Consider the following 13,860-nt stretch of genomic DNA (forward strand, 5'->3'; position numbering starts at 1 on the left):
TTACGAAGCAACCGCGGTCGGTGCACTCCGCGGATCCTCGTGAATCTCCAAGGTGCAGCACTTCACGCCACCACCGGCCTTCAACAACTCCGACAGATCGACGCCCACCGGGTTGTACCCCTGCGCACGCAACTCCGAAGCCAGGTTGTCGGCGCGACTGCTGATGAAGACATTCAGCCCGTCGGAGACACCGTTCAGCCCCAGAACCACCGCATCGGCATCGGTGGCGAGGATCGCGTCCGGATAGAGTTCGGCCAGTATCGCCTGACTCGCGGCACTGAAGGCGGGCGCGAAATACGCGACGTTCGTGTCATCGAGGGCCATCAGCGCCGTATCCAGGTGATAGAAACGCGGATCGACCAGTTCGAGCGAGACCACCGGCAGATCGAAGTACCGCTCGACCTCACGGTGCGCGGCAATCGAACTCCGGAACCCGGTCGCGGCCAGCATGCGCGCACCGACGAGCAGGAAATCGCCTTCGCCCTCATTGGTTTCCTGCGCCCCGACCAGGTCCACCAGACCCAACTGCGCGAACCAGCGGTGATATGCCGGACCTTCCGCGGCCCGCTCGGCATGGGTGAACCGCGCCGACATCGCCCGATCACCCACGATCAGGCCACTGTTCGCGGCGAAAACCATGTCGGGCAGACCCGGCTCCCCCGGCACCACGTCGATGCGGTGGCCGTAGTGCTCGAATGTCGCGCGCAGCGTCTCCCACTGTGATAGCGCCAGCGCCCGATCGACAGGTTCCTGCGGATTCATCCACGGATTGATCGAGTAGCAGACGTCGAAGTGATCCGGTCGGCACATCACGAACTGACGTGGCGACGGCTGCCGCGCCGGCTCGATACGGAGGGTGGCTACAGAGGTCAACGTGTCTCCCGGAGGTAGGCGCGGAGCATTCCACTGACACGAAGGTAATTGGCCTAGTATTGCGCCAGAAACAACGATTCATTGCGCATGATCGAGCCAATTCAGCGAATCATTGCGCCGATCGGGAGTGGGTGTGGCGTGGACGACATCGACCGGCAGATTCTGGCGCATCTGCTGAAATCGGCGCGCGCCTCGTTCCAAGAGATCGGCGCGAAGGTCGGACTGTCCGCACCTGCGGTCAAGCGCCGCGTCGACAAGATGGTCGCCAGCCGCCAGATCACCGGCTTCACCGCACTCGTCAATCCCGCCGCACTCGGCTGGACCACCGAGGCCTACGTCGAGGTCTACTACCGCGACAACATCACCCCCGCCGAACTCCGCCGCACCCTCGAACCGATCCCCCAGGTAGTCGGCGTCTGGACCATCGCGGGCGAAGCCGACGCCCTAGTCCACGTCATGGCAACAGACATGGCCGAAATCGAATCCACCGTAGAACGCATCCGCGAAAACACCCGAGTAGGCCGCACCCGCAGCTCCATAGTCATGTCCCGAATCCTCGAACGCCCCCGAACCTGATCGGCCGAGAAGCATTCAGGCAGCTGCCCCCTCGATGTTCGCCGCCACCCCCGCATTCTCGACCCGCAGCGGGCGTGGAGAGGGAGGGCTCATATGGTGGGGGCATGTCCGATGTTCGCTATGTCAGTGATGGGGCCGAGATCTATCGGCGGTCGTTCGCGATGATTCGGGCGGAGGCGGATCTGAGTGGGTTTCCGCAGGATGTGGCGCAGGTCGTGGTGCGGATGATTCATGGGTGCGGGCAGGTGGATCTGGCCGGGGACGTGGCGTTTTCGCCCGGAGTGGTGGCGGCGGCGCGGGGCGCGCTGCGGGCGGGGGCTCCTATTCTCTGTGATGCGCAGATGGTCGCGTCCGGTGTGACGCGCAAGCGGTTGCCCGCCGACAATGACGTGACCTGCACCCTCGCTGATCCGCGGGTGCCGGAACTGGCTGCGGCGATGGGCAATACGCGGTCGGCCGCGGCGCTGGAGTTGTGGCGCGATCGCCTCGAGGGCGCGGTGGTCGCCATCGGGAACGCACCGACCGCACTGTTCCATCTGCTCGACATGATCAATGCGGGGGCGCCGCGGCCCGCCGCCATCCTCGGCATTCCGGTCGGCTTCGTGGGCGCTGCCGAATCCAAGGAAGCGCTGATCGAATTCGGCGGCGTCGAATATCTGACGGTGCGTGGGCGCCGCGGTGGCAGCGCCATTACCGCGTCGGCACTGAATGCGATTGCGAGCGAACAGGAATGAGCAACGGCAAGTTGTGGGGCGTCGGACTCGGCCCCGGTGATCCGGAGCTGGTGACGGTCAAGGCGGCGCGGGTGATCGCCGAGGCCGATGTCATCGCCTTCCACAGCGCACGCCACGGTCGCAGCATCTCGCGTGGCATCGCCGCGCCGTATATGCGCGCGGGCCAACTCGAGGAACACCTGATCTATCCGGTGACCACCGAGACGACCGACCACCCCGGCGGCTATCAGGGCGCCATCGACGAGTTCTACGAACAGGCCGCCGAACGCCTGGCAACCCATCTGGGGGCGGGCCGGTCCGTCGCACTGCTCGCTGCGGGCGATCCGCTCTTCTACAGCTCGTACATGCATATGCACCGCAGGTTGGCCGACCGGTTCGAGGCCGAGATCATCCCCGGCATCACCTCGGTGAGCGCGGCCTCAGCGGCCCTCGGCACCCCGCTCGTCGAGGGTGAGCAGGTACTGACCGTCCTGCCCGGCACCATGCCCACCGACGAGCTCACCCGCCGCCTGCGCGATACCGACGCCGCCGCCATCATGAAGCTCGGCCGCACCTACCCCGGTGTGCGCCAAGCCCTCTCGGACTCCGGCCGCCTCGCCGACGCCTACTACATCGAACGCGCGAGCAGCACCCGCCAGCGCGTACTCGCCGCCTCCGACGTCGACGACGCGGATGTACCGTACTTCGCCATCGCTCTCGTTCCCGGCCCGCAGCCGACAACCCCACTGTCTCTTACGAATCCGGGGCAGGGGCAGTCGCAGATGGTCGGCGCGCAGGGTGCTACCGAGCTCTCCAGGGCAGCACCCGAGGCTGCGGGCAGCGAATCCCGCACGGCGCAGACAGTTCCTTCCGACAGCTCACGAGTCGAGGAAACCTCGAGCAGTTTCGGTGAGGTCGTGGTGGTCGGCCTCGGCCCGGGCTCACCCGACTGGACCACACCCGAAGTCGAACGCGCACTCGCCGGCGCCACCGATCTGGTCGGCTACACGACCTATATCAATCGGGTGCCGGCACGGCCCGGGCAGCGCAGGCATGCCAGCGATAACCGGGTGGAATCCGAACGTGCCGCCATGGCATTGGATCTAGCGAAACAGGGGGCCAAGGTGGTTGTCGTGTCCTCCGGCGACCCCGGGGTCTTCGCGATGGCCGCTGCGGTACTCGAGGAGTCCGCCGATCCGCAGTGGCAAGGGGTGCCGGTGCGCGTGCTGCCCGGGCTCACCGCGGCCAATGCCGTCGCCAGCCGGGTCGGCGCGCCGCTCGGCCACGACTACGCGATGATTTCGCTCTCGGATCGACTCAAGCCGTGGGAGATTGTCGCACAACGACTTTCGGCGGTCGCGGCGGCCGATATGGCAATCGCGATCTACAATCCCGCCTCCAGTCAGCGCACCTGGCAGGTCGCGGCGATGCGTGATGTGCTGCTCGAGCATCGCAAGCCGGACACCCCGGTAATTCTCGGTCGCGACGTCGGCGGGCCCACCGAATCCGTCCGTGTGGTCACCCTTGCCGAGCTCGAGCCGGCCGAGGTCGATATGCGCACGCTGCTGATCATCGGTGCCGCCACCACCGCCATAATCGAGTCCGAGCAGGGCACCAAGGTTTACACTTCGCGCCGCTACCAGCGTTGATTTTGGAAGGGCAACCCGATGCGCAAGCTCAAACTCCAGGTACAGACCACCGTCGACGGCTACATGTCCGGCCCGAACGGTGAGATGGACTGGATGACATTCCAGTGGTCCGATGACCTCGCCGCCCGCGTCACCGCCATTACCGCCGAATTCGACACCATCGTGCTCGGCCGCAAACTCGCCGAAGGCTTCATTCCGCACTGGGCCTCCAAGCCGGAACACGAGCCCCAGGTTGCCATCGACAAGATGAACAACACGCCCAAGGTCGTGATCTCCAACAGCCTCACCGAATCGCCCTGGGAGAACACCGTCGTCGCGGGCGGCGACCTCGCCGAGACCATCGACAACCTCAAGGCCCAACCGGGAGGCGACATCATCGTCTACGGCGGCGGCACCCTCGTCGCGAATCTGATCGCCGGGGACCTCATCGACGACCTGTACCTGTTCGTCAATCCGACCGCGATCGGCGCGGGCCTGCCGGTCTTCGGTGGCACCACCCGGCTCGACCTCGTCTCCGCCACCGGATTCGAATGCGGGGTGACCGAGCTGCACTACCGGCCGAGGATCGCCTGACCGCGGCCTCGTCGGGGATGCTGATCGGCATCCGGCGACAATTCTCAGGCGCGGTAATTCCCGACGACGAGCGCCAAGCATCCGGCCGCACCAACAGCGGCGGCCGCGAACATTATCGGGTATTCCAGGCCGAAAGATTGATGCAGGAATGCCAGCAGCGCGGGAATACCGAAGCCGACGTAGCTGACGGAGTAGAACACCGCAGTCAGTCCAGCGAGGTCGTCGCGACGAGCAATCCGCTCGATCTCCTGTAGTCCGGCGACCAGCCCGATCCCATATCCGGCACCGAGCACAGCAGCGGTGACAATTGTGAGCACCAATGCCAATGTGCCGGAAGCCCATGCGGCCGAGGCCATTCCACACACAACCAACGCCAGCGCGACAACTGCGGCACGGGCGGTGCCAGCTCGATCGATCCGACGCGCCAGCGACTGGATCGCGAAACCACAGCCGAGCGTGATCACCGTGATCAACGCCGAGAACGCGATCGGTGCACCGTGCACCTTGGGCGCCATCAGAGTGGGCAGCACCGCATAAGCCGTTGCGGCAGAGGTGAACAACCACAGCGCGACCGGCAGCGCCACACACCGGAACCTGCGATGCGCGGCCGCCGGAATCTTCAGATCATCGATCAACCGCCCCGAATTCCGCTGCGCCGATGATGTCTCCGGCGCCCGAGCCACCCACACCGCAGCCATCAGACACAGCACCACATTGATCAGATACGCCAACGTATTCGGCAGCGGAGCCCACTGCGCGAGCACACCCGCCGCACCGGCACCGACGGCGAACCCACCGGTCAGGCTCATCGCCGAGCGTCGCGCCCCGGTCCCCGTGGGCAGTTCCGGCCCGAACGGCGGCTGCGAAACTTCCTCGAGCCAACTGCTTCCCACCGCCATCGCCAGCCCGAGCGCCACCCCGCACAGCACCCGTCCGGCCGATAAAAGCGGCACCGATGCCGATCCGAAAGCCAGCAGCAGCGAACCGGCCGCACCGATCAACGGCGCCGGTCGCAGCAGCGCGCGACGCCCGTAGCGGTCCGAGAGCGGTCCGCCGATCAGCAAGGCGGGCACGATGCCGAGCACATAGTCGAACAGGAGCAGGTCCACCGTGGTGACCGGCAGTCCGTTGCCCTTGTACATCACCAAAAGCGGCGTGAATTCGTTTCCGCCCCAGGCGATCGCGAACATCGTGGCCGCGATGCCCCACCAATTCCGCGTACCATGCCGTGGTCTTGCCGACCTGATGTCGACGGCGAGCAGCGTTGCCATTACCGGCCTCTCATTTCCAGCTTGTGCACGCCGGACATATGGTCCACGAGCGCGGTGGCAAATCCTGCCGCGTCGCCGATTTCGATCAGCAGGGCCAGACGCGTGTGCTGATCGACAATGCGAGCGGTGTCGGTCGAACCCCGGTGCAGGGCAGCGCTGTTCATGCGACGCTGCCGCTCCCGCAGCGAATCGTAGAACCCGGTGAGCAGCGGATTGCCCGCAGCGACCACATAGGTGCGGTGAAAGTCGGTGTCCGCCACCGCGAATCGCTCGAAGTCCGCGGCGGCGGCCAGTTCGCGCTGCAGATCCAGCGAGGCATGCAGGTCAGCGATCAACGCGGACCGCTCCTGCGCGATCACCGCGCGCACCGCTGCGGCCTCCACGACATAGCGGGCATGTACGACGTGCTCTGCCTCGGCGGGCGGAATCGGCACCACCAGCGCGCCGCGCTTGGGGTACAGCCGCATCCATCCCTCGACCTCGAGCCGCAAAAATGCCTCCCGCACCGGGGTTCTCGACATACCGAGGTCGGTGGCGATTTCGCCCTCGCTGATGAGCTCACCGCCCGGTAACGCGCCGGTCAGGATGCGTTCCTTGACCTCGCGATAAGCGAGTTCGGCAGATGAATACGTCTTAGACACAAGTTGAATCTTAGCGACACGCCATAGGAGCCCCAGCAGGTGTGGACAGGAGTCGTATAACATTCCACTATGGAACATTGAGAGCGAGAGGAGCAGTACCTTGGCGAACACCTCGACACAACGCAAATCGCTGAATTCCACTGCGGCGTCGCTGCTCGGATTTCTGCACGACGGTCCGATGTCGGGCTGGGATCTGGTGACCGAAGCCCAGGACCGGATCGGCGATTTCTGGACCATTACCCAAAGCCAGGTCTACCGGGAACTGGCCGCCATGGACGCGGCCGGACTGGTCGAAAAAGGCGAGATCGGGGCACGCGAGCGCACGCCGTATCAGATCACCGACGCCGGTCGCGAGGCATTCCTCGAATGGATCGCCCGTGACCCCGGTGCGGAGACCATTCGGGTGCCGCTACTACTGACCCTGTCCTTCGGCAAGCACGTCGATCCGGACCATCTCGATCGAATCATTGCCGCCAACAAGGAAACTCACCAGCAGCGCCTCGACCGCTACCTCACCGACGACCACACCGACATGTCCGCGTATCAACGCGCCACCCTCGAATTCGGCATCGGCTACGAGCGCACCGTACTCGCCTGGTTCGACCGCCTGCCCGAACTGCTCGGCCGGTGAATCAGCGGGATGCGATCTCCCGCAACCACTTCCACGCCGCGTCGACGGATTCCACCACCACCGCGCCGGGCGGCAGCCCGGGGCGGTCTACGACGACCACTGGAAGGCCCGCCGAGCGAGCGGCATCCAGTTTGGCGGCGGTCTGATCGCCGCCACTGTCCTTGGTGACCAGCACGTCGATCCGGTGTTGCGTCAGCAGGCGCTGCTCATCCGCGGGCGCGAAAGGCCCACGCGCGAGCAGCAATTCGTGGTGGGGCGGCAGCGCGCCGGTGGGCGGATCGATGGCACGGATCAAGAACCACTGGTCCGTCAGGCCCGCGAAGGCGGCGACACCTTGGCGACCGATGGTCAGGAAGATGCGCTCCCCCAGCTGCGAGATCGCCTGCGCGGCCGCGTCGAGATCCGGCACGCGGATCCACCGATCACCCGGCTGTTCGGACCAACCCGGCCGCCGCACATGCAGTAGAGGTAGACCGAGATCCGCTGCGGCACCGGCAGCATTCGAACTGATCGTGCCAGCGAACGGATGTGTGGCATCGACGACGGCAGCGATTTCGTTGTCCGCCAACCACTTCCGTAGACCCCCGACTCCGCCGAAGCCGCCGATCCGAACCGGCCCCGCCGGCAGCAGCGGGTCGCGAACACGACCGGCGAGCGAGGAAACGATATCGAATCCTCGCTCACCGGAAGCGATGTGGGCGATTTCCCTGGCTTCCTGGGTGCCGCCCAGAATCAGAGTTTTCAGGGCTGCCCGCTGAAGTAGGCGATGCCCGCATTGATCAGGTTCGGACCACCCGCGATGAGCAGACCGATCAACGCACCCACCGGCAGACCGATGCCGAAGAAGAAGAATCCGATGATGCCGCCGATCACGGCACCGAGGGAGGCACGCTGCAGTTCGCTGAAGAACCACTCCTGCGAGGAGATGGCCTCGGCACTGATCGCGGCGGTCGGCTCGACTCGCGGAGTCAGCGTCAGCTGCCCGCCCGCAGGGTCGATGGTGGCCGCGATCGGAATCAGCTGGTCCCCGACCTGCGCCTGCAGCGGAATCGAGGTGACGACCGCACCCTCGGCGTTCTTCACCGTGACGTACACCTGATCGGCATCCAGACTGAACGCGCCGCCGGTGACCGCCGCGACGATCGACTTGTCGACGAGTTGCACCGCGTAGTTCACACCGTGATCCTCGCCTTGCACGGCGGGCACGGCCTGGTTCTGCACGGCAGGCGCGGGTGCCAGCGGAGCGGCGCCGGACGTACCCGCCGCGATACCGGTGGCGGCAATGGCCGTAATCGCGGTGGCGGCAAACTTCTTGTACTTCATAAATCTCCCCAATAGGACGCGGATCCGGCGATAACGTCCGGATCTCGGGCACCGACCCTACAGTCCACTTCACCCGCGAAGGAGGTTTTCAGACCGAGCCGCGTTTCACAACTGCCCACTGGGCGACCGGCAATTGCGGACGCCAGGTCGTGAACTTGCCGAGGGCTTCGGCCCGGTAAATCTGAAACTTCCGCAGTTTACCGCCGTGCGCAGCGGCCCAATTCAGTAGCAATGCTTCGGATTCCGCTGTCACCGCATTCGCCACCAAGCGGCCGCCCTGGCGTAGATGCGACCAGCATGTCTCGAGTACGCCATCCTGAGTGAGCCCACCACCGATAAATATTGCGTCCGGAGGTGATGATTCGGTAGATTTTCCGACATCGGTGCGTATCTCTCCAAAAACACCGATGTATGGAACACCAAGGGCGGCGGCGTTGTCGGCGATCTGCCGCCGCCGGTGTTCGAGTCGCTCGAAGCTGACCGCCCGACAGCTCGGATGCGTGCGGCACCATTCGATCGCGATACTGCCGGAACCACCGCCGACATCCCACAGCAATTCCCCGGGCGCGGGTGCCAGCGCGGCCAGTGTCAGTGCCCGCACCTCGGATTTGGTGAGTTGACCGTCACCGCCGAAGAGCTCATCCGCCAGTCCCGGCACACGCGTCGCCCGCAGGTGCTTCGGGTCGGCGACGCAGTCGATCGCGACGATATTGAGCGGGTCCCCCGCCGCGAGTTCCCACCCCGTCGCGCGATCGCGCGCGACCCTTTCGCGCGGGCCGCCCAACTGCTCGAGCACGGTCAATGCCGACTCCCCGAAACCATTGTCCCGCAACAGTTCCGCGAGCTGTGCCGGCGTGTGCTCGTCCGCGCTCAGCACCAGGACCCGCCGCCGGTCCGCCAACTCGGGCAACACCGACTCGACCGGCCGCCCCACCGCGCTGACCACCGGAGTTTCCGCCAATGCCCAACCCAGCCGTGCACATGCCAGCGATGCCGATGATGCCTGCGGAAATACCCGCAGGTGATCAGCACCGAACAGCCGCGCCAACGTCACCCCGATGCCGTAGAACATCGGATCCCCACTGGCCAGCACGCATACCTGCCGACCGGTGTGGCCGGCGAACAAACTGGGCAGTGCAGGGACCAACGGCGAAGGCCACTCTCGCCGCGCCACAGCAACATCCTGCGGAATCAGCTCGAGTTGTCGCGCCGATCCGAATACCACTTCGGCATCCGAGACCGCTTCGCGCGCAGCCTCGCCGAGACCGCTCCACCCGTCGGCACCGATACCGACGACAGCGATCGGCGATCCGCTCCACCGCGCACCGCCGTTCACCGCGGCATCCGACGCCAGATGGGTTGGGGCAGTAGGCGGATCGCGAAGATGACCGGACGCAGAATGCCGGGGACCCACACCCGACCGGCACGACGACGCAGGCCGCGCACGACCGCATCCGCCACCTGGTCGGGGGTGCTGGACATCGGTGCCGGGTCCATGCCCGCGGTCATCCGGCCGATGACGAACCCGCAACGCAGCAGCAGCAGGTGAACACCGCTGCCGTGCAACGCATCGGCGAGGCCGCCGGCGAATCCGTCGAGACCCGCCTTCGCCGAACCGTAGACGTAATTGGCTCGCCGTACCCGTGTGCCCGCGAACGAGCTGAACACGACGAGATGCCCGCCGCCCTGCGCCCGAAGCATATTCGCGAGGATGGTGAGCACGCTGATCTGCGCGACGTAATCGGTGTGCACGACCGCGATCGCATGTGCCGGATCCCGTTCGGCCCGCGCCTGATCCCCGAGCACTCCGAATGCGACCACCGCGACCCCGATCCCCCCGTGCTCGGCCGCGATCTTCTCCAGCAGCGCCGGATGACTCGCTGTATCGTCCGCATCGAATTCAACGGTATGCACTGCCGTCGCCCCGGCTGCCGCAACCGCCGCACGCTCCTGCGTCAACTCCGCGCTGCGTCGCGCCGCGAGGATCACCACACGCCCCGGCGCCAGCCGTCGGGCCACCTCGAGCCCGATCTCACTGCGGCCCCCGAGTACCAGCACCGGCCCCTCGGCAATTCCACGCGCTCCCATGCCGCCAGTCTTTCACCCCACCCCGCTGTGCAGATCCGCCAGGTCAGACGATCTCGAGCTGATAGGAGGCCTCGACCCAGAAGCCGCCCGGCTCGTACTCACCACCGAAGGTGAGGATGTAGTCGCCGCGGACCAGGTCGTCCAGCCTGCACCAGAGCCCCCATGCTGTCGCCTTGAAACGGCCGGTCACCTGGAACGGGCCGCCCGCCGCCGGGTTGATGGGGAATGCCGCGCGGTTGGTCACTTCCAGCATCGGTAGTGCGACGCCGTTCAGCTCGGCGTGGCCGCTCGCCGTCGGTACCACCGGTGGTCGGGTGCCGAATTGGAAAAACGACCTTTCGACCTTCTGGAAGATATTGAAGGCGGGAAAGAATATCGGACGACCGTAGGGCACGGCACAGCTTCGGCCGACCTTGCCGCCGAACGTCCCGGCGAGGAACCAGACATCGTCGGGCTGAGCTTCGGCCGCGCAGGCTCCGGTCTCGTCGCAGACCGGATTCTTGGCGATCGGAATCGACATGGCCCACTGCCACCATCGAGCGGCCAACTGGACGTCCGTGCTCTGCATCCCTGAACCCCTCGATTGTCGATCTCGGGGCTCAGAATATCCGAGCAAGCACGAAACACCGAACTGACCAGTATGTACCAGACGTGCGGACTCGGCATGTGCCGGTGCCGGACGGCCCGCATACCGCTACGGTCGGGGGATGCCGACCAGCACCGCACAGCTGTCCACTGCCGCACTCGAATTCGTCGCCGAGCGCCACCTCGCGACCCTGACCACCCTGCGTGCCGACGGCACGCCGCATGTGGTCGCGGTGGGTTTCACCTGGGATCCGGAAGCCGGGATCGCGCGAGTGATCACCAACGACGGCTCGGTGAAGGTGCGCAATGTGCGGCGCTCCGGCTACGCGGCAGTGAGCCAGGTGGACGGAATCCGCTGGATCACCCTGGAAGGCCCGGCCACGGTGCTCGACGATCCGGACAACGTCGCAGCAGCCGTAGATCGATACGCGGGCCGCTACCGAGTCCCCCGAGAGAACCCGACCCGCGTGGTCATCGCCATTCAAGTCCAGCGCGTACTCTCCAGCAGCACCCTCGCGCCCGCCCCGGCCTGATGCACCGCCCGGCCTGACCTCGAACCCGAAGTCATTGCATCCCAGGGCATTTCACCTCACCGCAGCTTACCGCACCGCCTCTCAGCGCGCGAAGAATCATCGAGCTGGGAACGCCGTCACTGTGCTTGCGCATTCGCCACGCCGCTCACAGCGCGGTCACTCCGCGACGAATTCACGGCCGCCCGGACTCAGAGCACTGTCAAACCATGCGGTCGCTGGTTCATCGACTCACAGCCGTCTTCGGTGACGACGACGATGTCCTCGATGCGTGCGCCCCAATCGCCGCGGAAGTAGATCCCGGGTTCGATGCTGAAGGCCATGCCGGGTTCCAGGACCAGGCTGTTGCCTTCGACGATGTAGGGCTCCTCATGGACCGAGAGACCGATGCCATGGCCGGTGCGGTGAACGAAGGCGGGGCCGAAACCGGCTTCGGTCAACAGGTTTCGGGCTGCGGCGTCGACGGATTCGGCGGTGACACCGGGGCGGACGGCGGCGACCGCAGCAGCTTGGGCGCGCTCGAGTTCCCCGAATTGTGTGGCCACGGTGGACGTGGGCTCACCGAGGACGTAGGTGCGGGTCGAGTCCGAGTAGTAGCCGGGGTCGACCGGGCCGCCGATATCGATCACCACCACATCTGCGGCTTCGATGCGACGATCGGACACGCCGTGATGCGGATCGGCGCCGTGCGGTCCGCTGCCGACGATGACGAAGGCCGCCTCGGTGTGCCCCTCCTCGACGATCGCCGCCTTGATGTCAGCGCCGACCTCGGCCTCGGTGCGCCCGACGCGCAGGAATTCACCCATCCGCGCATGCACCCGGTCGATGGCCGCACCGGCACGCCGCAGAGCCTCGATTTCGGCCTGGTCCTTGATCATTCGCAGTTGCCGCAGCACCGGCGTGGCCGAAGTGGGCAGTCCACTGACTGATTCGGCCAGCGGCAGCAGATGCAATGCGGGCATGACATCGGTGACCGCGACCCGGGAGCCGACGTGCAGCGACGACTTCACGAGCTGATACGGATCGACGCCGTCGACCCAATCCAGCACCTGCAGACCGAGTTCACCCGCGGCCGAACCCTCCAACGCGGCCAGTTCGAGCTTCGGAATCACCACCGAGGGGGTGGCGCCGTCGGCCGTGATCACCAGACAAGTCAGCCGCTCGAAGGACTCTGCAGCCGAGCCGATGAGATAGCGCAGATCCGGCCCCGGCGTGATCAATAGCGCGTCCAGATGAGCGGCGCGCATCAACTGCACCGCCCGCTCGAGTCGATCACCGTAGATATCCGCCGCGAATCGGGACTCCGTGTGCGAGCTCATACCGTGCGACGTTACCCGCCCCCGACATCAACCCGAATGTGAATACCGATCACCCCAGGTTGTCGTTGCGGACAGGTAGCCTCAGCGGCGTGAACACTGCGACTTCCGGTGGGCCCCTGCTGTTGCTCGATGGCGCGAGCCTGTGGTTCCGCGCGTTCCACGCGATTCCGGAGAAAATCACCGCACCCGACGGCCGATCGGTGAACGCTCTGCGCGGCTTCACCGATATGGTCGCCTCGCTCGTCACCAAGCACAAACCGAGCCGATTGGTCGTCTGCCTGGACCTGGAATGGCGTCCCGCATTCCGGGTGGCGCTGGTGCCGACCTACAAGACCCACCGCCTCGACACCACCGCCGATGCGGCACCCGGCGCCGAGGACGTGCCGGACACCTTGACCCCGCAGGTCGAGATGATCCTCGACGTACTCGCCGCGGCGGGCATCGCCACCGGCGGCGCGATCGGACTCGAGGCCGACGACGTACTCGGCACCCTGGCCACCCGCGAGCGCACCGATCCGGTGGTGGTCGTCAGCGGCGACCGCGACCTACTCCAGCTGGTCCGCGACGAGCCGGCACCGCCGGTGCGCGTGCTCTACGCCGGTCGCGGATTGGCCAAGGCCGAATTGTTCGGTCCCGCCGAGGTGTCCGCGAAATATGGTGTGCCACTGGAGAATGCGGGCCCTGCCTATGCGGATATGGCAACCCTGCGCGGCGACTCCTCCGACGGCTTGCCCGGCGTCGCAGGTATCGGCGAGAAGTCCGCCGCGATGCTCATCTCCCGCTTCGGCTCCCTCGACGCGCTCACCGCGGCCGTGGACGACCCCGCAGCCGATATGGCCCAGGGCATCCGCGCCAAACTCCGCGCCGCCGAGACCTACCTGAAGGCCGCCGCCCCGGTCACCCGCGTGGTCTGCGACGCCGATGTGGAGCTGTCCTGCCCCGACACCCTCCCCATGGCCCCCGCCGACCCGGACCGCCTCCGCGAACTGGCCGCCACCTACAACGCGGAAAGCCCCATCACCCGCCTGATCGCGGCACTGAACTCGGCGCACTCGGGGTGACCGCATCGATCGTCATGCACAGGCCTC

16 protein-coding genes are annotated in these 13,860 nt (G+C 66.1%); 7 read left to right on the forward strand and 9 right to left on the reverse strand.

From position 1 onward, the window contains the following. Positions 1 to 873 (reverse strand): dimethylargininase, encoded by an 873-nt coding sequence (gene ddaH / locus ACQPYR_RS24445; RefSeq protein WP_433621285.1) that lies wholly within the window; start codon positions 871 to 873, stop codon positions 1 to 3. A 138-nt stretch (positions 874 to 1,011) separates the two neighbouring features. On the opposite strand from ddaH, the gene ACQPYR_RS24450 reads away from it, so the two are divergent. From ACQPYR_RS24450 to ACQPYR_RS24465, 4 genes are all read left to right on the forward strand, one after another. Beyond that, positions 1,012 to 1,449 (forward strand): Lrp/AsnC family transcriptional regulator, encoded by a 438-nt coding sequence (locus ACQPYR_RS24450; RefSeq protein WP_433621286.1) that lies wholly within the window; start codon positions 1,012 to 1,014, stop codon positions 1,447 to 1,449. Positions 1,450 to 1,553: 104 nt separating this feature from the next. Continuing rightward, positions 1,554 to 2,183 (forward strand): precorrin-8X methylmutase, encoded by a 630-nt coding sequence (locus ACQPYR_RS24455; protein WP_433602941.1) that lies wholly within the window; start codon positions 1,554 to 1,556, stop codon positions 2,181 to 2,183. Then, positions 2,180 to 3,811, forward strand: a complete 1,632-nt coding sequence (gene cobJ, locus ACQPYR_RS24460) for a precorrin-3B C(17)-methyltransferase (RefSeq protein ID WP_433621287.1) — start codon at positions 2,180 to 2,182, stop codon at positions 3,809 to 3,811. Before ACQPYR_RS24455 ends, cobJ begins: the two co-directional genes overlap by 4 nt. Before the next feature lie 18 nt (positions 3,812 to 3,829). Then, positions 3,830 to 4,384, forward strand: a complete 555-nt coding sequence (locus ACQPYR_RS24465) for a dihydrofolate reductase family protein (RefSeq protein WP_433621288.1) — start codon at positions 3,830 to 3,832, stop codon at positions 4,382 to 4,384. A gap of 44 nt (positions 4,385 to 4,428) precedes the next feature. On the opposite strand, the gene ACQPYR_RS24470 is transcribed toward ACQPYR_RS24465, so the two are convergent. Then, positions 4,429 to 5,655, reverse strand: a complete 1,227-nt coding sequence (locus tag ACQPYR_RS24470) for an MFS transporter (RefSeq protein WP_433621289.1) — start codon at positions 5,653 to 5,655, stop codon at positions 4,429 to 4,431. After that, positions 5,655 to 6,296, reverse strand: coding sequence for a GntR family transcriptional regulator (locus ACQPYR_RS24475; protein WP_433621290.1), 642 nt, complete (start codon positions 6,294 to 6,296; stop codon positions 5,655 to 5,657). The genes ACQPYR_RS24470 and ACQPYR_RS24475 overlap by 1 nt, the downstream gene beginning before the upstream one ends. 100 nt (positions 6,297 to 6,396) lie before the next feature. On the opposite strand from ACQPYR_RS24475, the gene ACQPYR_RS24480 reads away from it, so the two are divergent. Continuing rightward, positions 6,397 to 6,927: a PadR family transcriptional regulator gene (locus ACQPYR_RS24480; protein ID WP_433621291.1), complete on the forward strand. Its 531-nt coding sequence runs from the start codon at positions 6,397 to 6,399 to the stop codon at positions 6,925 to 6,927. 1 nt (position 6,928) lies between these two features. On the opposite strand, the gene ACQPYR_RS24485 is transcribed toward ACQPYR_RS24480, so the two are convergent. From ACQPYR_RS24485 to ACQPYR_RS24505, 5 genes are all read right to left on the reverse strand, one after another. Then, entirely contained in the window at positions 6,929 to 7,672 is a 744-nt protein-coding gene (locus ACQPYR_RS24485; protein ID WP_433635230.1) for a cobalt-precorrin-6A reductase, read from the reverse strand. Continuing rightward, positions 7,669 to 8,250, reverse strand: a complete 582-nt coding sequence (locus ACQPYR_RS24490; RefSeq protein WP_433621292.1) for a hypothetical protein — start codon at positions 8,248 to 8,250, stop codon at positions 7,669 to 7,671. Before ACQPYR_RS24490 ends, ACQPYR_RS24485 begins: the two co-directional genes overlap by 4 nt. An 88-nt stretch (positions 8,251 to 8,338) precedes the next feature. Beyond that, entirely contained in the window at positions 8,339 to 9,586 is a 1,248-nt protein-coding gene (cbiE, locus tag ACQPYR_RS24495; protein ID WP_433621293.1) for a precorrin-6y C5,15-methyltransferase (decarboxylating) subunit CbiE, read from the reverse strand. Then, a complete protein-coding gene (locus ACQPYR_RS24500) occupies positions 9,583 to 10,338 on the reverse strand; it encodes an SDR family NAD(P)-dependent oxidoreductase (RefSeq protein ID WP_433621294.1) in 756 nt (251 codons plus the stop codon). The genes cbiE and ACQPYR_RS24500 overlap by 4 nt, the downstream gene beginning before the upstream one ends. A 43-nt stretch (positions 10,339 to 10,381) precedes the next feature. Beyond that, complete coding sequence (locus ACQPYR_RS24505; RefSeq protein ID WP_433621295.1) at positions 10,382 to 10,906, reverse strand: hypothetical protein; 525 nt, start codon at positions 10,904 to 10,906, stop codon at positions 10,382 to 10,384. 139 nt (positions 10,907 to 11,045) lie between these two features. Here ACQPYR_RS24505 and ACQPYR_RS24510 point away from each other — a divergent pair, with 139 nt between their 5' ends. Next, the gene (locus ACQPYR_RS24510) at positions 11,046 to 11,456 is read left to right on the forward strand and encodes a PPOX class F420-dependent oxidoreductase (RefSeq protein ID WP_433621296.1); all 411 of its coding nucleotides are present in this window, start codon (positions 11,046 to 11,048) and stop codon (positions 11,454 to 11,456) included. A gap of 188 nt (positions 11,457 to 11,644) precedes the next feature. Here the strand turns inward: ACQPYR_RS24510 and ACQPYR_RS24515 are convergent, their stop codons facing one another. Further along, the gene (locus ACQPYR_RS24515) at positions 11,645 to 12,772 is read right to left on the reverse strand and encodes a M24 family metallopeptidase (protein WP_433621297.1); all 1,128 of its coding nucleotides are present in this window, start codon (positions 12,770 to 12,772) and stop codon (positions 11,645 to 11,647) included. A gap of 89 nt (positions 12,773 to 12,861) precedes the next feature. On the opposite strand from ACQPYR_RS24515, the gene ACQPYR_RS24520 reads away from it, so the two are divergent. After that, complete coding sequence (locus ACQPYR_RS24520) at positions 12,862 to 13,833, forward strand: 5'-3' exonuclease (protein WP_433621298.1); 972 nt, start codon at positions 12,862 to 12,864, stop codon at positions 13,831 to 13,833. Positions 13,834 to 13,860 lie beyond the last annotated feature (27 nt).

Origin of the sequence: Nocardia sp. CA-120079, from assembly GCF_050955745.1 — a bacterium.
Lineage (GTDB): Bacteria > Actinomycetota > Actinomycetes > Mycobacteriales > Mycobacteriaceae > Nocardia.